At 51.6% G+C, this 19,376-nt stretch carries 18 protein-coding genes; 6 read left to right on the forward strand and 12 right to left on the reverse strand.

Annotation, left to right across the window (positions count from 1 at the left end; all coding sequences use genetic code 11):
* Positions 1 to 1,682, reverse strand: a 1,682-nt coding sequence (locus BCV73_RS23715) for a hypothetical protein (protein WP_218828179.1), incomplete at its 3' end; no start/stop codon positions are given.
* 339 nt (positions 1,683 to 2,021) lie between these two features.
* Entirely contained in the window at positions 2,022 to 2,870 is an 849-nt protein-coding gene (locus BCV73_RS23720; RefSeq protein WP_089548764.1) for a stalk domain-containing protein, read from the reverse strand.
* Positions 2,871 to 3,072: 202 nt separating this feature from the next.
* Here BCV73_RS23720 and BCV73_RS23725 point away from each other — a divergent pair, with 202 nt between their 5' ends.
* The gene (locus BCV73_RS23725) at positions 3,073 to 3,636 is read left to right on the forward strand and encodes a GNAT family N-acetyltransferase (RefSeq protein ID WP_089548765.1); all 564 of its coding nucleotides are present in this window, start codon (positions 3,073 to 3,075) and stop codon (positions 3,634 to 3,636) included.
* Between the two features lie 86 nt (positions 3,637 to 3,722).
* On the opposite strand, the gene BCV73_RS23730 is transcribed toward BCV73_RS23725, so the two are convergent.
* The 4 genes from BCV73_RS23730 to BCV73_RS23745 form a co-directional block, all read right to left on the reverse strand.
* Positions 3,723 to 4,520 (reverse strand): histidinol-phosphatase, encoded by a 798-nt coding sequence (locus BCV73_RS23730; protein ID WP_089548766.1) that lies wholly within the window; start codon positions 4,518 to 4,520, stop codon positions 3,723 to 3,725.
* A gap of 40 nt (positions 4,521 to 4,560) precedes the next feature.
* Positions 4,561 to 5,418, reverse strand: coding sequence for a carbohydrate ABC transporter permease (locus tag BCV73_RS23735; RefSeq protein ID WP_089548767.1), 858 nt, complete (start codon positions 5,416 to 5,418; stop codon positions 4,561 to 4,563).
* A 15-nt stretch (positions 5,419 to 5,433) separates the two neighbouring features.
* Complete coding sequence (locus tag BCV73_RS23740; RefSeq protein WP_089548768.1) at positions 5,434 to 6,333, reverse strand: carbohydrate ABC transporter permease; 900 nt, start codon at positions 6,331 to 6,333, stop codon at positions 5,434 to 5,436.
* Positions 6,334 to 6,413: 80 nt separating this feature from the next.
* On the reverse strand, positions 6,414 to 7,793 hold the full coding sequence (locus BCV73_RS23745) for an ABC transporter substrate-binding protein (protein WP_089548769.1): 1,380 nt from the start codon (positions 7,791 to 7,793) through the stop codon (positions 6,414 to 6,416).
* 352 nt (positions 7,794 to 8,145) lie between these two features.
* Here BCV73_RS23745 and BCV73_RS23750 point away from each other — a divergent pair, with 352 nt between their 5' ends.
* A complete protein-coding gene (locus BCV73_RS23750) occupies positions 8,146 to 8,994 on the forward strand; it encodes an AraC family transcriptional regulator (protein WP_256992970.1) in 849 nt (282 codons plus the stop codon).
* A 58-nt stretch (positions 8,995 to 9,052) separates the two neighbouring features.
* Here the strand turns inward: BCV73_RS23750 and BCV73_RS23755 are convergent, their stop codons facing one another.
* Entirely contained in the window at positions 9,053 to 10,210 is a 1,158-nt protein-coding gene (locus BCV73_RS23755; protein ID WP_089548771.1) for an MFS transporter, read from the reverse strand.
* 119 nt (positions 10,211 to 10,329) lie between these two features.
* Between BCV73_RS23755 and BCV73_RS23760 the strand changes: the two genes are divergently transcribed.
* Positions 10,330 to 11,238 (forward strand): LysR family transcriptional regulator, encoded by a 909-nt coding sequence (locus BCV73_RS23760; RefSeq protein WP_089548772.1) that lies wholly within the window; start codon positions 10,330 to 10,332, stop codon positions 11,236 to 11,238.
* Between the two features lie 181 nt (positions 11,239 to 11,419).
* Here the strand turns inward: BCV73_RS23760 and BCV73_RS23765 are convergent, their stop codons facing one another.
* Together BCV73_RS23765 and BCV73_RS23770 are read right to left on the reverse strand one after the other, a co-directional pair.
* Entirely contained in the window at positions 11,420 to 13,534 is a 2,115-nt protein-coding gene (locus BCV73_RS23765; protein WP_089548773.1) for an S-layer homology domain-containing protein, read from the reverse strand.
* 351 nt (positions 13,535 to 13,885) lie between these two features.
* Positions 13,886 to 14,200: a hypothetical protein gene (locus BCV73_RS23770; protein WP_089548774.1), complete on the reverse strand. Its 315-nt coding sequence runs from the start codon at positions 14,198 to 14,200 to the stop codon at positions 13,886 to 13,888.
* 131 nt (positions 14,201 to 14,331) lie between these two features.
* On the opposite strand from BCV73_RS23770, the gene BCV73_RS23775 reads away from it, so the two are divergent.
* Positions 14,332 to 14,841 (forward strand): tetratricopeptide repeat protein, encoded by a 510-nt coding sequence (locus BCV73_RS23775; RefSeq protein ID WP_089548775.1) that lies wholly within the window; start codon positions 14,332 to 14,334, stop codon positions 14,839 to 14,841.
* Positions 14,842 to 14,982: 141 nt separating this feature from the next.
* On the opposite strand, the gene BCV73_RS23780 is transcribed toward BCV73_RS23775, so the two are convergent.
* Positions 14,983 to 15,696 carry a class I SAM-dependent methyltransferase gene (locus BCV73_RS23780; RefSeq protein ID WP_089548776.1) on the reverse strand — a complete coding sequence of 238 codons (714 nt, stop codon included), beginning with the start codon at positions 15,694 to 15,696 and terminating at the stop codon, positions 14,983 to 14,985.
* A gap of 181 nt (positions 15,697 to 15,877) precedes the next feature.
* Between BCV73_RS23780 and BCV73_RS35145 the strand changes: the two genes are divergently transcribed.
* Positions 15,878 to 16,051, forward strand: coding sequence for a hypothetical protein (locus tag BCV73_RS35145; protein WP_179232053.1), 174 nt, complete (start codon positions 15,878 to 15,880; stop codon positions 16,049 to 16,051).
* Between the two features lie 212 nt (positions 16,052 to 16,263).
* Here BCV73_RS35145 and BCV73_RS23785 read toward each other — a convergent pair whose 3' ends face one another.
* Positions 16,264 to 17,079 carry an alpha/beta fold hydrolase gene (locus tag BCV73_RS23785; protein WP_089548777.1) on the reverse strand — a complete coding sequence of 272 codons (816 nt, stop codon included), beginning with the start codon at positions 17,077 to 17,079 and terminating at the stop codon, positions 16,264 to 16,266.
* A gap of 26 nt (positions 17,080 to 17,105) precedes the next feature.
* Positions 17,106 to 18,347, reverse strand: a complete 1,242-nt coding sequence (locus BCV73_RS23790) for a YbfB/YjiJ family MFS transporter (RefSeq protein WP_256992971.1) — start codon at positions 18,345 to 18,347, stop codon at positions 17,106 to 17,108.
* Positions 18,348 to 18,462: 115 nt separating this feature from the next.
* Between BCV73_RS23790 and BCV73_RS23795 the strand changes: the two genes are divergently transcribed.
* Positions 18,463 to 19,335, forward strand: a complete 873-nt coding sequence (locus BCV73_RS23795; RefSeq protein ID WP_089548779.1) for a LysR family transcriptional regulator — start codon at positions 18,463 to 18,465, stop codon at positions 19,333 to 19,335.
* Positions 19,336 to 19,376 lie beyond the last annotated feature (41 nt).

The raw sequence follows: 19,376 nt of genomic DNA on the forward strand, positions 1-19,376 counted from the left end.
GTGCCGTCCTTCAGGTCGCTGCCGCCAACGGAGACCGTATAGGCAGACAGCGGTGAGATATCCGTTCCATCGTTGTCCTTCGGCGGATTGTAGGAAGAATAGTAGGTATGGCCGGCATCGGGTTCTGGCAGGGAATAACTGATCTGCTTGCCGGACAAGTCGGAGATCGCCCGGAACGAATAGCCGCTGACTTGTTGGTTCGTCAGGCTTCCGGAATCGATCTGGGACATATAGCTCCCCACCGTGGCAGGCAGCTTGCCGACGAGGCGGAAGGTGTCCGGCTTGCCGAGATCGTCGGTTTCGTAAACGTAGCCATCATAGCCGACAGAGCGGTATTTGCCGCTGTACACGTTATACGAAAAGGCGTTTTCGTACTGCGTATTGACCGGAACAAAAAGCCGTTCCGTCACGGCATCTTTAAAGATCGGATTGCCTGCGCTGACTTTGACCGAGGTCACATAGCCGGTAGCGTTGTTCTCTTGCTTGATCCATACCGCGCCGCTCTCGACATAGACCGTTACCGTTGCATCCAGTGCGGGATCAGAGTACGTCACCGAAGGAACGCTGCCGCCAGGACCGGTGATCGTTCCGCTCACCGTATTCGCCGTATATGTGCTGCCTGCCGGGTCTTTGAAAGTGAAATCACCGCTGCTCGGCACTTTCGTATAGCCGATATCGAGCGAAGAGTTATCCATCCCGATGCCGGTCAGCCTCAGGTCATCCGTCTCTGGCGTATAGTTGACTGTGAGGTTATGATCGCTGCCTGCGCCCATCGGACTTCCGATCCAACCGGCGTACCCTTTCAGGGCAGAGCGCGTCCACGTGCCGTTGTACCATACGTCCCACGAGCCTTCGGCCATCTTTGCGCTGATTGGCGAGCGGGCGAGGTGGAAGTAGGTGAGGACATTGCTGTAGCCCGTTTTCCAATTAATATGGTTGTTGTATAAAACGTAAAAATAACCGTTAACGTTATCGACGAAGAAGCGCGTCCCGGCCACCCCGTACGACCAGGTCTTCCCCGGAAAACCGTTCGCGGTGACCGCTTCGTCACTGTCGTTCCACGGCGAGGTCGCCACCTGTCCGATCAGGTTCCATGTTTTGCCTTTATCGGTCGAGTACATGGAGAGAACGCGGTTGTTGTGCACGCCCGTGGCGATCCGCTGGTTATTCGTCGGGTTCCCGGTAGCAAATGGATTAAATTGATACTCATCATTGGTGAGCGAGTACCAGTAACCGGTATCCGGATCGACCCAAATGCCGATACCGTCGTTGTGATCATCCTGATAAGGCGTCGGAATGCCGTACGTTTCGTCGATTTTGTAATTGATCGTCCCCGGCCGGTTCCAGTAAGAATTATAAGTCACAGGGGTGCCCCAGTTCGTGTTCAGCTTGCCCAGATCTGTGCTGGTGTTGTACTTGATCCAGGATCCCCCGTCGTCCGCCTGCTCATAGTTGGAGACGGAATACATCCAGTGAAACTCCCCGTCCTGATCCACAAACGCGGTGCCGGCGATATCGGCCGTACCAGAGGTGAGACTGGGGACAGCGTGCTGAACGAAGGTCGGGAATTTCTCCGCGGCTGCACTGGCCGGCTGCGTTCCGAACGGAACCGTACCGGCAGCCAGCACGATGGCGGGAATGGCTCTAAGCACCGCGAGCTTTGCTTTCCATCTTTTACGCATCAAATTGAATAACCTCCTGTCTAGGTATGGTACACACCTCCTCCCCGTCCCGGGAGACTTCCCCACCTCCTTTTGGCGCAAGATGAACTCGACTGTTTGCTCATGCTTTGAATGCTATTAAAGCAGTCAGAACCTTTCGCCAATGAATAAAGCGCTTTCAAAAATGAGTCTAAAGCGGTTCAGCCGGCAGCGTACACTTCCATTTTTTCACATAGGCAGTACTTTCGTAAGAAACACCCTTGGGAATTAAATATCGTTCATGAAACTTAATAATTGTCGGAGGAGCATGATCACGCAAAAAAGCCACCCTTTGCAGGATGGCCCTATGCTTGCCTTTGTTTATACTACTGTATTGCTAATTACGGTCAAAAAGCCGTTCTTTCCGGCCGTCTCCACCATCGATTGAATGGAGTCTCTTGCTGCACCGCTGAACAGATACCATTGATCCTCGGTAGCATCATACAAGAGAACTTCCGGGTAGCCCGTCAACAGCTCGTCGGGAAAGGCGTTAACGAGAGAATAGACATCAAACCGCTGCACGCTGTTCCCTTTCTCATCCAGAAAATCATACTGCGCATTTTTGTAATACGACCCGGGCACGTCGATGTTTACCATCCACGAGTAACTGGCTGGGGCATCGACTTTGGCGCCTTTGTTACGCACAAAAGCATCATAAATGGCTGCGTTATAAGCATTTCCTTTAACCTGCTGAACGACGCCGCCCATCGTCATGTGGTATTCTTCCTGCAGTGCTTTTACTTTCACGTTGTGAATGACAAGTGGCGCGGTTTCGACCGTAACCTTCGAATTGCTGTAATTCACTTTACAGCCGAACGTTTCGGCGATAAAGCGAAGCGGAACCATCACGCGATTGTTCTTGATGTACGGCTTGACATCCAGCTGCACCGCTTCACCATTTTTTACGGCCGCCGTGCTGTTCGTTTGCAGCGTCACTTTCATGCTGCTTTTGGTAAGCGTCACTTTCGAATTCGACCAATCGACCTTGGCCCCCAAATTCTCACTGACCACGCGCAAAGGCACCATGGTACGCTTGTTTTTCGTCTCCGGCTTCACATCGGACGCCACCGCGACGCCGTCAATTTGGATGGGATGGTTCGCTGCATAAGCAGGCGACGATGCGATCGCAAGAATGAATGCAAAAATGATGCTTGGGATGATCTTCTTCATGTTTTGTCATCGCTCCTTCTATAAGTTTCTATCTTATCCAATCCCCATCCCTTATCCTATCAATTTCCATTATTAATGTTAAGGGTAAACAGGCAATTCATCCGTACAGCCATTCAAGAGCATTTGTCCCTCGCTCCCCTTTCTGTAATAATTAATTCATCAAGATGGCGACGATCAAAAACGGTTATGGAGGGAGATCCCATTGATTACTGGTGAAAAGGTCGAACTGCGCCCCGTCTCTCTGGATGATTACAGACGGGCATACGCCTGGAGGAATGATGAGGAAACAGCCAAGCTGGAAGCGGGTTCGGCCCTGTTCTTGTTCAGCCATGTTCCACTGGAATATTTGGAGGATGCATACAGAAAGGAAATCCTGGAACTGGATAAGCGGGAAAAAGGACGATTCTCCATTTATACGCGCGGCGAACAACCCGAGCATATCGGTTTCATTGAGTACCGAGACGTGAACATCGTCTCCCGCCGCTGTACCGTCGGCATCGGTATTGGAAACAAGGACTTCTGGGGACAAGGCTGGGGATCGGATGCGCTGAAAGCGCTGATCCGGTATGTGTTCCAGACGATGAACCTGCGGCGAGTTCAGCTCGAAACTTGGGGCGGCAACCCAAGGGCTATCCGCGCCTACGAGAAGTGCGGTTTCGTTATTGAGGGAAGGCTGCGCGAGCATTCCTATATTGATGGACAGTACGTTGACAATATCGTGATGGGGCTCTTGAAAGAGGATTTTCTGAATTTAGATAGGGGATAAAAATCTTCCGTTCACCAAAAAAGCCGCGGTTCCTCATGACTGGGATCCGCGGCTTCCTACTCAATCCTTGCCTTTCAATGGCATACTCACCGGGCGATCGGAACCATGAACCGCTCGCGATGGCGGAATATGGCCCATTCGCGGTAGCCAATGTCATACAAATGGCCGGCGACCGCCGCGAAATGCTCGCCTACGCGCTCGGGTTCGTGCGCATCAGAACCAAAGGTCACCTTTACCCCGTAACGGTGCGCGCGTTCCAGCAAATCACCGTCCGGCACCCAGTGGTTGTCGGAGGAATTGATTTCAATCACTACATCGCTTTCCGCAACGGCCTTCAGCATGACCTCGACCGCTTCGGTACGCAGCTCCGAGTATCCGTTGAAATAGCGGTTCAAGGAATCCACATGGCCCAAAATGTCATACAAGCCGCATTTCGCGGACTGGGCGATATAATCATAAAACAACTTTTTTACTTCCATTTTTCGTGCCGCGGTCAGGCTTTCCCAATACGCCGAGTCATAAATGCCGATTCCGGCGAACTCATGCACGGAGCCAATGACGTAATCCAACGGATAAGCGGCGATCACCGATCGGTACAATTCCAAATGCTCCGGCAAGAAATCCGCTTCGATGCCGAGCAGCACCTCGATTTTCCCATGATACTGCTTCTTTAGCTCCACAACCTCCCGAATATACGTTGGAAACTCTGATTTTGCCATACTCCCCGTTAAGGATGGGCGGTCTTCGGCCGATGCGAAAAACGGCGTATGGTCCGAGATGCCGATCATATCCAGCCCCTGTTCAATGGCCGATTCAATATAATCCCTCACCGAGCCGGCCGCATGTCCGCAGCGCTCGTGATGGGTATGAAAATCAAACTTCATGGAATCCCTCCGATTCATTGGTTCATCAAGATGAATACAATCAGCCTTTGGAGCCTGTGATCACAATGCCTTGAATAAAGTACTTCTGGGCAAAGAAGAAAATGAGCAGCAGCGGCAAAATCGCGACGAGCGAAGCCGCCATCAGCAGGTTCCACGGTGTTGCCCCGTAAGCTGCCGTAAAATTGGCCAAGCCGAGCGAAACCGGGTACTTATTCATATCGTTCAAGTAAATGAGCGGCCCGAACAAGTCATTCCACCTTGAGATCAGCTCCAGAATGGCCGCAGTTGCAAAAGCCGGCTTGGAGAGCGGAATCAGGATGCGGAAGAACATCGTGAATTGGCCGCCCCCGTCGATCTTGACCGCTTCGTCCAGCTCCTTCGAGATCCCCAGATAAAACTGGCGCATCAGGAAGATCGTAAAGGAGCTCGCCGTAAATGCCGGGATGACAAGCGGCAAATATGTTCCGGTCCAGTGCAGCTTCGTAAACAGTAAATACTGCGGGATCAAGGTCACTTGAGACGGGATCATCATCGTACTGAGGACGAGCCCGAATAACAATAGGCTGCCCCGCGCCCGCAGCCGCGCAAAAGCGAATGCGGCCATCGCGGAGGAGAATACGACCGCCGCTACCGTCACAGCCGAGTACCATACCGAGTTCCAAAGAAAGCGGCTCAGCGGGGCATCGATAAAAATTTGCCTGAAGTTGCTCCACTGCAGACGGCCCGGAAACCACGTCATCGGGACGCGATGGATTTCGGCGATCGTCTTCAGCGAAGTGGAGAGCATCCAAAACAACGGAAACGCGAACAACAGAACGCCGCCGTATAACAGGACGTAAAGGATGACTTTGTTTACGGGACGCATATCGCCGGGGTTGTATGACTTTTTTGGCTTCATGAGGAAGGCATCTCCTTACTTCGAGTCATATTCATAGTGGACGTATTTTTTCGAACCTCGCAGCGAAACGAGGGTGAGCGCAAAAATGAGCAGGAACAGGATCCAGGCTTGAGCGGACGCATACCCCATCCTGAATTGTTTGAACGCCGTATCGAATAAATAGTAGACGTAGAAATACGAATTCCAGTCCGGCCCGCCCTTGGTGATCACGTAGGCTTCCGTAAAAATCTGCAGCGCTCCGATCATGCCGATAATCGTGTTAAAAAGGATGACGGGTGAAATGAGCGGAACCGTAATTTTCCGGAACTTCGTAAAGCCGCTGGCCCCCTCCATTGAAGCGGCCTCATACAAATCGGCCGGCAGCGACTGCAGCGCAGCCAGAAAGATCACCATCGTGCTGCCCGAAGCCGTCAGCTGCATGAGCACCATCGACGGGACCACGGTGCCGGAGCTCGTAAACCAACCAGGTCCTTGAATGCCGAACCAATCGTAAAGGACGGAATTCACGACACCGAACTGCGGGTTCAGCAGCCACGACCATAGAAAAGAAACGGCTACCCCGGATACGATGCTGGGTGCGTAATACAGCGTGCGAAGCAGGGATTGCCCCTTGATTCGATGATTCAGCAGCACCGCAATGACCAAAGAAGTCAGGATCGTGAACGGTACGGCCAGCACGGTGTAATACAGCGTCACGGACAGGGACTTGTAGAACAGCCGGTCCTTGAACAGCAGGAGGTAATTGCTGATTCCCGTAAATTTCGGAGAAGAAATGACATTGTATTCGGTGAAGCTGAGCAGCAGCGAGATGAGAATCGGTCCCCCGGTAAAGCATATAAAACCGATAAACCAAGGAGCTATAAAAATCCAAAACGACCGCTCCTCGCGCTTCATTGCCAGCGTACGCTTACTCATGAGCAACCTCCGTAGGATGGGATGGACGCGGGCTTGCACAGCACGTCCGCCCAGGTGTAATTGACTCCAAGCTGTGGCTGTTATTGATTCAAGTTGAGGGACAGAAGCTTCTCATTCAAGCTCTTCAATCCGTTCGTCACTCTCTCATTGCCTCCCCATACCTGATAGAGCGACTGGTTCATCGTTTCGAGCACGGTATTAAATTTGACGATCAAGTGATTTTCCGCTTCGCGACCATTTTGGATCGAGCCTTCGTGTACCTGCTTGAACGCCGCGGCATCCATGCCGATTTCCCCGCCCATTTTGTCATACCAAAGTTTGAACAGCCCTGAATCCGCCGGTGTTCTACCCACATCGTTCATATACCGGTAAGCGCCGCCGCCCTCTGCGGGATTCGCTAAATGCCGGACGAACTCCCAGGCCTCATCAGGGTGTTTGCTTGTCGCCGAAATGCTCCACGGGTCGACGTACAGCGGTACTTTCCGCCCCTCGTGATACGGAACGGCCGCTACCCCCCATTTAAAATCCGCCTTTTTGTAGGAGCCCAGCCCCCACCCGCCTGAAATGTACATGCCGACCTTGCCGGTAAGGAACGGATCCCCGAGCTGTGCAGATGCGGCTACCGTCTCGGCGTCCGGAGCAACTTTGTACTTATGGATCAAGTCCACGTTAAACTGCAGCGCTTCGATATTCAGAGGCTTCATAAGATCCGGCTCTCCCATGACGCCGGTCGTATAGGCCTCCGGTTTGAACATGTCCCCGCCGAAGAGCCAGGTCATCTCATTGGCACTAAGAGCGCTGGAAAAGCCGAAAACCTGCTTGCGCGCATCGCCTACGTCATGGGACAATTTTTTTGCCGTTTCGAGCATCGTATCGAAGTTCCAGGACTTGTCGTCCCAGTCCGTCGGCGGGTAAGGAATTCCGGCCGCGTCGAACAAGTCTTTGTTGTAGTACAGATAGGTGGCATTGCTTACGAGCGGGACGCCGTAATACTTACCGTCGATTTTATAAATGTTGAGGAGGTTCGGATCCATCGTCTTGAGCTCGGGAGCCCCTTTATCGATATAAGGGGTCAGGTCCTTTAAGGCCCCCATCTTCATATAAGTCGCAAATCCGCTGTCCGCCTGGTTCGGATTCCAAACATCCGGCGCATTCCCGCTGGCGATCAAGGTAGCCAGTTTTTGATCAAATTGGTCGTATGGGATATTTTCGAGCCGCACTTTGACGTTGGGGTGACTCTCCTCAAAGGTCGAGACCATGGCGTCCTGCCAAGCTTTCTTATCCGGGTCTGTCGCCATCATCCAGACAATCTCTACTTTTTCTTTGCCATTGCTCTTCGCATCCGCTGTGGCCGTAGGATTCGAATCGTCTGCACTCCCGCATGCGGCTAGTACCGTTGAGAGGGAAAACAATAGAAGTACGCTCATCAGAAAACGATTTTTCGTGAGTGGATTTTTCATGGACACCCCTGCCTCCGTTTTTTGTGCCAAATTTACAGAAAACTGAATAAAACCAGTTCGGACCTGCGAAAATCTAAGCGTTTTAACACGAAGTTAACAAAGCTGACTCAAAACTTAACAAAAACGAAGTTTCATTTTACATAATGTTAACAAAACTAACTCGAACCACGTCGAAAAATAGGCTGTTTTATTCTCCTGTTATCCGCTACCTCCTATGGTTTGTGCCTTGTCGACTACAAATATAGCATAGGATATTACGATTTTTCTGCACGTATCTTATCTATTTTCTATTTTTTCTACATATGTTATCATGATCTTGAGGATCACAACTTGACATGGTGGTGGAAGAATTGTGGAGTTAAATTTCTATGAAGCATCTAAATTCGACATTAGTCGTGAGAGGAAATATAACACAAGCATGCCGACACGCCATTATCATAATGGCTATGAGATTTTTTATCTGGTCTCCGGCGATATCAGCTATTTCATCGAGGATCAAAGCTACCAAGTGGTTGGCGGGGCTTTGCTAATCATCAACATGAACGAGATCCACAAGCTGGTCAACTCCAGCAAGGAGAGCTTCGAGCGGATTACACTGCTGTTTCAGGAGGAATTTCTCGAGGATATGTTTCCTTACAACGACAGCTTTCACGTGCTGTCCAGCTTTGCCAGCGGTAAGCATTTCATGCCCTTGAACGGGCAGGAACAGAGCTTTATCGAGAAGCTTTTCGACAAAATGATTGCCGAGTACAACAAGCAGCCTCCCGGCTACGAGTACTATTTGAAAACGCTGCTATTTGAGCTGCTTATCTTCATTTACCGTAAGTCGTCCACGCTGCCGGCAGTCGACCATACCGGGGGCAATCCGATTCATAAGAAGATTTTCGATATCGTCGATTACTTGAACCAGAACTACCATGAAACCCAGACGATCCAAGGCATCTCCAGCAAGTTCTTCATCAGCCCCTCTTATTTCTGCAAGACGTTTCGGGAAAATACCGGCTTCACCTTCACCGAGTATTTGAACAATGTCCGGATCAAGGAAGCGCGCCGCCTCCTGACCGGAAGCACCTTAAAAATCGCCGATATCGCCGAGAGGGTCGGCTTTGAGAGCATGACGCACTTCGGGCGCATTTTCAAAGACATTACCAGCCTCTCACCGCTTAAATACCGCCAGACATATAAGGCGGAGCTGGATTGAGCATGAAAAAAGAGGGCTGAGTGCCCTCTTTTTGCCTACTCATAATAGCTGCAACTCATCACGAACTTGTTGCCCCCTCCTCAGCCTCTTTGCCCGCGATCAGCAGCTGCACCCCGATCATCGCCACGATGACTACGAGCATCGCGAGAAGCGCAGCGTGAAAGCTTCCGCTGTAATCATGGATCGTTCCAACCAGCAGCGGACCGAATGCGCCGATAATGTAACCTCCACACTGAGACATCGCGGCCCACGCCCCCGCTTCCTCCGAAGTGTTCGTCTCGACAATCGGCAGCATCAGCGCCAGCGGAAATAATCCGCCTGCTCCGATTCCCAAACAGATGATAGCCGGCAGCATCGGCAGGTGGAACAATAACATTACAATACCGATCAACTCAAACACGCTGCACAAAACCAGAAACAATCTTCTTTTGCCAAAGCGGGACACCAGACCCGGAACGATTAAGGAGACAGGAACTTGGATAATCGTAAACAAGGTAAGGAACATCGCCGAGCTCGACGGACTGTACCCGAAGCTGTGCGCAATCGGTGAAATCCATGCGGTAATGGAATAGAACATGCTTGCCATAAAACCGAAAAATAACGTTAATAATATCGCTCTTTTATTACGGATGGGCAGCCTGGAACGAACCAATCTCTTCCGCTCGGCCTTGTTCCGGAGAAATGCCGACCAGATCAAGAGGGCAATAACACCCAAAATAGCCCAGCATGACAAGGTCAACGTTAAGCTGTGATGACTCCGGTCGTATATCGGAATGGAGAAGGCGGATGCTAATGCTGCCCCCACAGTCATTGATGCGGAATAGATGCTGACGATGCCGGGCTTCGTCGGGAAATATTTTTTAATAAAACCGGACAATAAAGGCCCTGCCAAACTGATCCCGATCCCGCCTACCAACGCTGTAACCACCAGGATCGTGACGGAGCCGACGATTCCTCGCAAAGCAGTGCCTCCTGTAATAAGCAGCAAGGCGAAGGCAATCGTGCGTTCCAGCCCCAGCCGATCACTCAGCGCCGTCGCTGCAGGAGCAAAAATCCCCATACATAATACAGGCAGCGTCGTGAGCAGACTTGCGGTCAACCCGCTCATTCCCAAATCGCTCTGTATGGTACCGAGCAAAGGGGCAACAGACGTAAGAATTGGCCTCAGGTTCAACGCCGCGATAAATATAGCTAATAATAAATAGAACTTTCTCATCGATTTCCTCCACCCATCTGCTTTATGTACATTCAGTATATGGAACCACCTTTCATTGTTCAATCCTATAATTTATATTATTATGATAGTAAAATACTATTAAAATCAGGAGACCTTGCATGGACACTCGAAATATACAGTACTTTATGGCCGTATATGAGCATCTTCATTTTACGAAAGCCGCCGATGAGCTAGGCATCTCCCAGCCCACACTAAGCCAGCAGATTCGCATCCTTGAAGCGGAGTTCGGCATGCCGCTCTTCGACCGCATCGGCAAAAAGGTGGTTGCGACGGAAGCCGGTAGGCTTCTGCGGGAGTACGGAACGAAAATGCTGCAGGCGGAACGGGACGCCAAAAATGCCATCAAGGAGCTCCAGTCCGGCAAACAAGGCACCGTTCGGCTGGCCGTGCTGCCTTCTGACCTGGATTTTCAGCTCGTTCCGCTGTTTGTCCAGTTCAAATCCACCTATCCTGACATCCAGCTGCAAGCCTTCTCAACGATCTTCGTCCAGGACGAAGTGCTTAATCATAAAGTAGATCTCGGCATTGGATTGCGCGGGCCGGTCGATAAAAGGCTGACCCAAATTCCGCTTGGATGCGAACCCTATCATCTATTCGTGAATTCGGCAAGCGAGCTCGCCGACAGGAAGGAGATCACGCTGGAGGAACTGAAGGAGCATGCCTTAGTGATGTATCCAAAAGGTTATCTCGGCCGCGATCTGGTTGATGACGTATGCAGACAAGAGGGTTTCGAATTAACGACGGTGATGGAGGCCAGTTCAGCCACTTCGCTGCTGCAATTAGTATCAGCAGGGGTAGGCGCGACGATTCAACCGGCTGGATTGCTCAGACAAAATCCGGAGCGTCCCGAAATTGCATCGATCCCAATTACTGGACCGACACCGGTGCGTTATCTGGAGCTGATGTACTATGCGGATCGATTTATTAGCGGCTCCCAGCGGCAATTGACGAATTGGCTGATCGATTACTTTAACGCCAACATAGGGCAAAATCCGCATGACGGTTAGGCTGGAGGCACATCATAACGATCCCAGGCTCCAAGATGGCATTTACTAGGCACCGACACCGAGTGGAATGGCTTTTATCAAGCGATTTCCATCTCTTGCAGGCCTTTCTACCAAGTCCGATTGGCATGAGGTACTGAAAAAAATCCCGATTCACCTGCCGGTAGAATCGGGATTTGTATGCTTATTCCTCGAAAAACTGATTTTTATCCACTCCAGAAACGGTTAGCAGAATGTCCGCCGAGTTGGCAACCAGCCTGAACTGATTGGCGTTCACCGTTTCCGCCGCTGCGGCTACAGAGGCACCTTGCAGCTGGCGATTAATGGCTCCAACTAAGGCATCCATGGTGGCATACCGCGAAACTAACGTGACGACGGCCGTATGCTCCCCATCGCTCACGTTAAACGTTCGATTCTTGCTATGGTCGATATCGCTTCCGTTATATTGGCTCTGTGGAAAGAAATATTGCCAGTCAGGTCCGCCTAACGTAACGGAAGACTCCGAGCCGGTGCTGAATGCAAAGATCGAGAACGTATCCCCGAATCCGACGGCACCCAAAGTTCGCTTCCCCAGGTCGATTCCATGCGCATTGCAGTAATCCTGAATAAAACTGTCGACGGCCGAGCCAACGACTTGCCCTGCAGTAAACTCCCCTAGGGGGATATTCCATGTCAAATCGACAGGGATCGTTATCGTCCCGTCGCTGATCGTAAAATGCTTGGGCGCGCTTTGGAAGTCAGTCGTTTGGACCTGAAAGCTCTCCCCTCGGGCTTGCGTTGCATAGATGGTGGAAAAGTCAAAATCGGCGATGGTTTTGCTCGTGATCACCTCTGGTTCGTCCTTGATAGCTTCCACCCGAATACTAATCTCTTTCGTATCGGAAGCAGCTCCTGCGGCGATGTTCGCGACGAGGACGACGTCCGTGTTTTCGTTCAATCCTTCACGCTGCACGCTGCCGGTCGTTATATCCACGATCGTTGATTGCCCCGTGTTTTTCAGGATCCAAGTAATTGTCGCGCCGTCTTGGGAGCTTGGCAGCTCGATCTTCTCCGCAACGCCGTTGTAAACGACCTGCAAATTCCCTTTGGCCGCGGCCACGATTTTCAAATCCCTGATCATGTCCTCGGCGTCCGTCAGTTTGCCGATATCGCCTACCCGCGTCTTTTGGCTATCCGTTAAACCTTCGTAATGGGCGCGGGCTGCCGTTACAGCCAGTTCATCGGTCAGCTTGATATCCACTTTCGCCGGCAATGCTGCGATTTCGGCTCGGACCGGCGCTGCGGCCTGCTCATCCAGCGCTGCTTGGGTTTCCAGTTCGGCAATCGTTTGTTCAGCCTCCGTCAACTTAGCAATATCGCCTACCAAGGCTTTTTGCGCATCTGTTAACGCATCGTAATGGGCGCGGGCTTGGACGACAGCCGGTTTGTCGGATAACTTGATATTTGCTTTTGCAGGCAATGCTGCGATTTCAGCTTTTACCGGTTCTGCAGCGGCTTGATCCGGATTCTGATGAGGAGTTTCTCCTCCTCCATTTGAGGGAGCGCCCCCGCCGGAAGATGGCGTCGACGGAATCGGAGTCGGAGTCGGTGTTGGTTTTGGTGTGGGGGTAGGAGTTGTGGGCGACGTTGGCGTTGCGGGCGGTACTACGGGCGGCTGGGTGCTGCCTTCGTCCGCCTTTGCCTTGTCATTCAGAAACTGGACCGTCACCAGGGCTGCGTCCTGGCGGGTCGCCTGATTTCCGGGATTGAATGTACCGTCGGGGTAACCATGTATGAGTCCTAATTCAACGGCAGCGGCGACAGCATCCTTGGCCCATGCGGAGATGGATCCAGCGTCGGAGAACGTTAAATTACTTCCTTTTCCTGCAGGGTTGACGCCTAGGGCGTTCACGAAAATCACTGCCATTTGCTCGCGGGTGAGGTTTTGGCCCGCTCCGAAAATCCCGTTCCCCATGCCTTTGAACAATCCTGCCTTGAACGCCGCTTCCACGGCAGCATAGGCATAGTTTTCTTTCGGTACGTCTTTGAAGGTCGGCGTTACCGGCGGATGGCTAAGATCCAATTGGAGCGCTCTGGCCATGATGATCGCAAAATCCTGCCGCTGGATACCGCTAGCCGGATTGAATTTTCCATCGCCTGTTCCATGGATGATTCCTTTGCTGACAAGCTCATTTATCGCGTCTTTGGCATGACTGTTTGAAATGTCGGACAGGGACGCATCTGCGGATACATGCGGCACCAGGGCGCCCAGCAGGGCAGCCGCCGATAGAATCGATATCGATTTCCCTTTTAAACTCATCAGGATATTTCCTCCCAAATAATAAAATCGCTAGAATCAACGCGTTGATCTGCCGACGGCATAAGCCCACGGGCTATAACAATGCGATCGAATCCATGCGGATGCTGCCTCTCATTCTAGCGCCGATAGACTAACGTCATGTTAATCCCCCATGGTTCACTCCTCTAACGCATGGGTTCCAGCGCATATTCATGATCCCCCTCCTTTGCATCCTTTTTGATTGTTTGAGCTGTATTTTAATACTATAAAACGATTTTGTATAATAGAAAATTACCCGTAAGGGGGACGCCGGGAGAAGGAAAAGGGGGAATATCGTAATTCTCATTATTTATGTGTGCTCCCCCCCCCCATCTATTTCTCAGGGATATCCGTCTTTGAGTAATACCGAACCGTCTTCCCGGTTCTTTCAGCATACTCAATTTCTTTTTTTGTGCTGCTCCCAATATAACCTTCGACATCAATGACAAAGATTTCATCGGACAAATCAATTTTTTTAAAATGAAGTTCGCCAAGCAGTTCAGCCTGCTCTGTCGTCAATTCGATTCCTTCGCTTTGTTCAAAGAACGCTAGGCCTATCACAATATTTCCTTTAAGTGTTAAATAAGCGTTGGCCTGTTCAAACTGCCTTTTGAATTTAGTAGACCCGCATAAAGTGATTACTCGCATCATTTCACCCTCTCTAACCCAAAGAGCAAGCTTTCTATTCGTCATCATACCATTTTAACCAGACTTCAAATAGACGCCCTTCAGATGCTGTGTTAGAATTCCTTCATGTGGAAAAAGAGGAGTGAAGCAACGTGCCAAAAGACCAGCTGCAGCAATTAATTGCTCTTCGCGAACAGGGACGGGCCAATCAGGATCAAGAGCTTCTGGCCGATGTGCGCGCCCGGCTGTTGGAGCTGCTGAACGAAGATCCGAATGATGCGCAGGTGAACTACCAGACCGCAATCGCCCATGACAACTCGGGATTGGGGAAAGAAGCCATCCCCTACTACGAACGCGCCCTGCAGCTCGGCCTTTCCGGTAACGATCTGGAGCGCTGTCTGCTCGGTCTGGGGAGCACCTACCGGTACTGGGGCCAATATGAGAAGTCGATCGCAACGCTCCGCAGGGGCGTTCAGGAGTTCCCTGACGACCGGGCACTCCGGGTTTTTCTGGCCATGGCGCTGTACAACGGCCAGCAGTATAAAGAAAGCGTCGAACTCCTGATAACCAATCTCATGGAATCGACTACGGATGAAAAGCTGCTTTATTTCAAACGCGGCATTTTGGCCTATACGGAAGACTTGGACGAAACCGCAGAGTAAGCAGCTCTTTCGTAAAATCCGGGGCGGTTCAGCATCTAACCCTCGGCGTTCTCATGAATCTCGCACGTTAGCAGAACAGCCTGCCGGCATAGGCCGACAGGCTGTTTCATTGCAGAAACCATGCGGATATGCTGTTTCTTTTTACTTTTTAGCAGCAAAGATAAAGGATTTGGCATGGAGCCCCGCCTGCTGGAAATCCCAGTCTCCGTATATATTCACCAGCTGAAAGCCTGCAGCAAGCAGATCCTGCCTGAGCGTCTCCCTCTCCCTAAAAATCAGCGTGTCGTCTTCGCTCCGAACTTCATGAGTATCCAAATTTTCATAAAAAGTATCGTACGTCACCAGGGGCAGATGAACCGAGGTCGTCTCATGCCAGGTTCTGATGTTCGCCTTCGTTGCCGGATCCACGACTTCACCAAGAGAGTGTTCCTTGGTCCAGCGTTCCCAAGCGCGTGCGAGAGGATTTCTGGTGTCGAACAGAAGATACCCTCCCGGCCTCAAGGACTGAAAAATGTTGTGCAGCGTGGCTGTCCATTCCGCGTCCGTCACAAAAACCTGTGCCACGTTGGACGTCATCATCACTACATCAAACCGCTCCGCCCCCAGTTTCTCGGACGTTCCAATCTCCCATAGCACGGCGTTCTTTATGTCCTTCTGCTCGGCAATCCGAATCGACGCCTCGTCGGGATCCAAACCGGTCACGTGATAACCTTTACCCGCCAAATGCAGCGTCAGCCTTCCGGTTCCGCAGCCTAAATCAGCTATTCCGTCAGGCTTGATCCGCTCAATGATGCGTACGAAAAACGTGTCGTCCTTCCCCCATCGGTTCAATTGATCGTAAATCGATTCGAACATCTTTTCCCTCCCGATTCGCTTCCTGAATTTTCGTTATTCTGATCATAGTTCATTGGCCTTTAGGAGGATAGGGAAAGAAAAAATATAGCCGTTTAATATCCGTGCAAGGATGCATAGACGCAGACTGGAAGTTGCATCCTAATGATAAACGGAATTTAGACAAAGGAGGCATCGAAACGAAATGGAAAAGGATAACCACTTAGCCAACGAAGCCGAAGCGAAAGAACAAGCGGCCAAAGCAAACCGTAACAAGGGTCCGGAAGCCCCGGACACCGAATTCGCCGGAGAGCTCAGCCGCAGCGACATCAAGTCCGCGTTCAAAAATCCAATAACCGGCGAAGAACGGTTATATTAAAATTCCGCTATACCGGGAATCAACGTTCGGTGCAAGAGTTTGGGTGTCGTAACCAAGTAACAAAAAATAAGGTTAATCTTGAAGCGCAAGAAGCGCTCCTAAGGTTAACCTTCTTGTATTTGGATGCCGGCTCTGCGGCTGGCATTAACAGCAGGTCACGACCTCCCGCTTTCTTGGGATTGCTTCTGTCCCGCCCATCTCACTGCGCTTTTTCAGGTGCCATACGGGTCAGCCAGAAAGTCGTTCACCGCTTGAGCATAACCATTTAAATCATCGGAGTGGACACCGTGACCGCATTGTTCGAAAACGACAAGCTTGGTGCCTGGTCTTCTTGCCTGCATGCGTCTTGCCTGTTCGGTATCCAGGATGAAGCTCCTGCCGCCATGAATCAGGAGGATCGGGCAGCTTGAGCGCATCCAGTCGTCCCACCACACCCCGTTGGATTGGGAGACGGATACCTGCAGCCCTTTCAAATCCGTTCGGAAGCCCCAACCCCATTCATCCTCCAGCACGCTTTCGGCAAAGTAGTCGATCGCCCGGAGTCCTGCGCTTGCAAGCGATTCCCTCAGCTGCTTCAAGGAAGGCGACCGGAACGGAAGCTTGGCAGCAAAGGAAAAGTCCGCGCTAATCTCCGCGCCGATATCCTCCACGATTAAGGAACTCACCAGTTCAGGATAACGGGCCGCGAATTGATAAGCATTTAATCCACCCAAAGAATGCCCCAAAATCGTAACCGGCTGTCCCCCGAGCTCCGACTGGACCAGATTCCAAATATCCATTACATAATCTTCCCTGGCGTATTCCTGTGCGGGAGGATGGTCGCTCCATCCATGTCCCCGCTGATCCAGAGCGATCACCCGCCAATCCTTGAATCGGGCCGCCAGCTCCGAGAAGGTCCTTGCATTAGCCATGTACCCATGCAGCATCACCAGCACCTGCCTGCTGTCGCCGCCAAAATCAAGATAGGACAGCTGAAGATTTCCCGATTTAAAATATTTCCTTTGTGCCCATGGAGTATGCTCCGTCATTGTACTGTTCCCTCCTTTTATACGATTCAGGCGCCAAGATGCAGGTCGCGTGTTTTCGTTTTTCGCTGCTTCTGTCCATACAAGCCCGCCAACCCCGCGGATATTCCCATAAAGATCGCGCCTGACGCCGCGCCGAATTGCAAACCGTACTGCTGCACTCCTACCCCGCCGACGATGGGTCCCAGCATTTGTCCTGCCGCGAAAAAGGCGGTGGCGATGCTGAGGCATGCCGCATAGGCGCGATGTGGAACGTGGCGCCGAAGCAGCGAAGTCGTCATCAGCGGCGGAGTAATAAAAGAAACAAGTCCGATCATCACTGCTCCTAGTGCGGTAAAGAACAAATTCCCGGTCGTTATGCCGAGCACCCCGACGGTTCCCAAGGACAGCCCCGCCGCCAGCGTATACCCGCTCGGCCACCGGTCGATAGCCCTGCCGCCGACCCAGCCGTTAAACATGCCCGCCAAGCCGATACCGGACCAGATTAATCCGGCAAAGAGGGCCGGTATGCCCCTGCTTACCAGATAAGGGATCAGATACGTGAAGTAAATAATGTATCCCGCACCAAAGAAAAAATAAGAACCGATTAAGAACAAGAGCTTCTCGGGGCTGAATAGAAGCCGGTATACTTTGACGCGTTGTTGATCCGGAGTTTTCACTTCTGCCTGGGACGATGAACTTCCCTGTCTTCGCTTGCTCGTGACCACCGCAAAACCGAACGCCGCCGCGATGCCAAATACGCCCATGGCTGCCCAAGCATACCGCCATCCCTGCAAATGGGACGGGTCAATCGTAAAGGGTGCGGATAAACCCGTGAGCAGAATGCCGGCGGAGCCGCCCAGCCAAATCAAGCCCGAAGCCGCTCCCTGCTCAGCCGGTCGAACGGCGTCCATTGCAATAGACAAGACGAGCACCGTGGCGAGAGCTGATAGAAATCCTATGGCAAAACGCCATAAACCGAGTTGGGCCAAATGATCACTGAATGCCGAGCCGATCATGGCCAATCCGAGCAAAAAGCATGTCGTTCGATTGATGCCATGCTTCCGGTCCGGAAACCGCGAGATCAATGGAGGCAGGCACAAGGTCCCCACCAAGTAACCGATAAAATTGATCGTCCCCAACATACCCAATTGACTGTAGCTCCCCCCGATTTCCCGCTGAATTCCCGGCAGAAACATGCCGTAAGAGAGCCGGGAAAAACCGAGGATCACGACAAATAACAGCGATGCCCACAAGGTGATCCCGTTCCATGCCGATTTTTGGCCCATCATTTGATTTTCCTTCCATTGTTTGGTTTGAAATTAGTTTAAAAGAGCGCGATTATTTTGTAAAATTGAATTATATGAATGAATTGTTTAATTATCTTAAACTAAGGAGGGGACGAAGATGGATTTGCGAGCCTTAACAACGTTCGAAGCCTGCGTACGTCTCGGCCACTTCCAGAAAGCTGCCGAGGAGCTTCAGTATGCACCTTCTACGGTAACCCTTCAGATCCAGCGTTTGGAAGCCGACCTGGGTGTTTCTTTATTTATTCGGGATGGCAAACGTGTGATCGTCACCGAGGCTGGCCGATGGCTTCATCAAGAAGCCGGGACTTTGCTGAAGTCCGTCCAATCCATAAGGCAGACCGTCTCCGAAATCGCTTCGGGAGAAGGCGGGACCGTCCGTTTCGCCGCGATCGAACCCATCGCAAGCCAAAGATTGGCGGCGGTCGTGGCCGATTATTGCAGGCTGCATCCGAAAGTGCAGTTAACGATGGAAGTGAGCGGCAGCCAGCCGATTGCGGACAGGGTTCGGTCCGGCGAACTGGACTTTGGGATATGCTCGGTTCCCTCGGCGAAATTCATGCTGGATTTTGAACCGCTGTTCGAGGATCAACTCGGGGTCATGATGCATGTGGATCATCCGCTTGCCAAACGGGATGAGATTGCGGTAAGCGACCTCGCGGGACTTACGGTTCTGGTCAAAGAACCGACTTGTATCTATCGGAAGCTTTGGGAGAGGGCGGTGAGCCAAACGGAACCCCATCCTTTTTCTTGTATGGAGGTAGGAAGTTTCTTTGTCATTCAGCAAATGCTTAAGGAAGCATCCAGCGTGGGGGTCGTTCCGATGTACAGCGGTCTCGAACTGGAGGGGTCTCTGGTCATTCGCCCCTTCTCCGACATCCACCCTATCGTTCCGCTGGGCATCGTTTATAAAGATAAACACCTCTTGGGCAAAGCGACGTCATTATTAATGGATGCGATCAGGGCAATTTAATAGCTGCACTATAGAAATAACTTGATGTAAAGTACGACGCC

Source organism: Paenibacillus sp. SSG-1, from assembly GCF_002224835.1.
Lineage (GTDB): Bacteria > Bacillota > Bacilli > Paenibacillales > Paenibacillaceae > Paenibacillus_AQ > Paenibacillus_AQ favisporus.

Excerpts from the sequence above, each read along its gene's own strand:
- BCV73_RS23720 (WP_089548764.1), bottom strand. The coding sequence starts at position 2,870 with ATGAAGAAGATCATCCCAAGCATCATTTTTGCATTCATTCTTGCGATC.
- BCV73_RS23730 (WP_089548766.1), bottom strand. The coding sequence starts at position 4,520 with ATGAAGTTTGATTTTCATACCCATCACGAGCGCTGCGGACATGCGGCC.
- BCV73_RS23735 (WP_089548767.1), bottom strand. The coding sequence starts at position 5,418 with ATGAAGCCAAAAAAGTCATACAACCCCGGCGATATGCGTCCCGTAAAC.
- BCV73_RS23740 (WP_089548768.1), bottom strand. The coding sequence starts at position 6,333 with ATGAGTAAGCGTACGCTGGCAATGAAGCGCGAGGAGCGGTCGTTTTGG.
- BCV73_RS23745 (WP_089548769.1), bottom strand. The coding sequence starts at position 7,793 with ATGAAAAATCCACTCACGAAAAATCGTTTTCTGATGAGCGTACTTCTA.
- BCV73_RS23755 (WP_089548771.1), bottom strand. The coding sequence starts at position 10,210 with ATGAGAAAGTTCTATTTATTATTAGCTATATTTATCGCGGCGTTGAAC.
- BCV73_RS23760 (WP_089548772.1), top strand. The coding sequence starts at position 10,330 with ATGGACACTCGAAATATACAGTACTTTATGGCCGTATATGAGCATCTT.
- BCV73_RS23765 (WP_089548773.1), bottom strand. The coding sequence starts at position 13,534 with ATGAGTTTAAAAGGGAAATCGATATCGATTCTATCGGCGGCTGCCCTG.
- BCV73_RS23770 (WP_089548774.1), bottom strand. The coding sequence starts at position 14,200 with ATGCGAGTAATCACTTTATGCGGGTCTACTAAATTCAAAAGGCAGTTT.
- BCV73_RS23780 (WP_089548776.1), bottom strand. The coding sequence starts at position 15,696 with ATGTTCGAATCGATTTACGATCAATTGAACCGATGGGGGAAGGACGAC.
- BCV73_RS35145 (WP_179232053.1), top strand. The coding sequence starts at position 15,878 with ATGGAAAAGGATAACCACTTAGCCAACGAAGCCGAAGCGAAAGAACAA.
- BCV73_RS23785 (WP_089548777.1), bottom strand. The coding sequence starts at position 17,079 with ATGACGGAGCATACTCCATGGGCACAAAGGAAATATTTTAAATCGGGA.
- BCV73_RS23790 (WP_256992971.1), bottom strand. The coding sequence starts at position 18,347 with ATGATGGGCCAAAAATCGGCATGGAACGGGATCACCTTGTGGGCATCG.
- BCV73_RS23795 (WP_089548779.1), top strand. The coding sequence starts at position 18,463 with ATGGATTTGCGAGCCTTAACAACGTTCGAAGCCTGCGTACGTCTCGGC.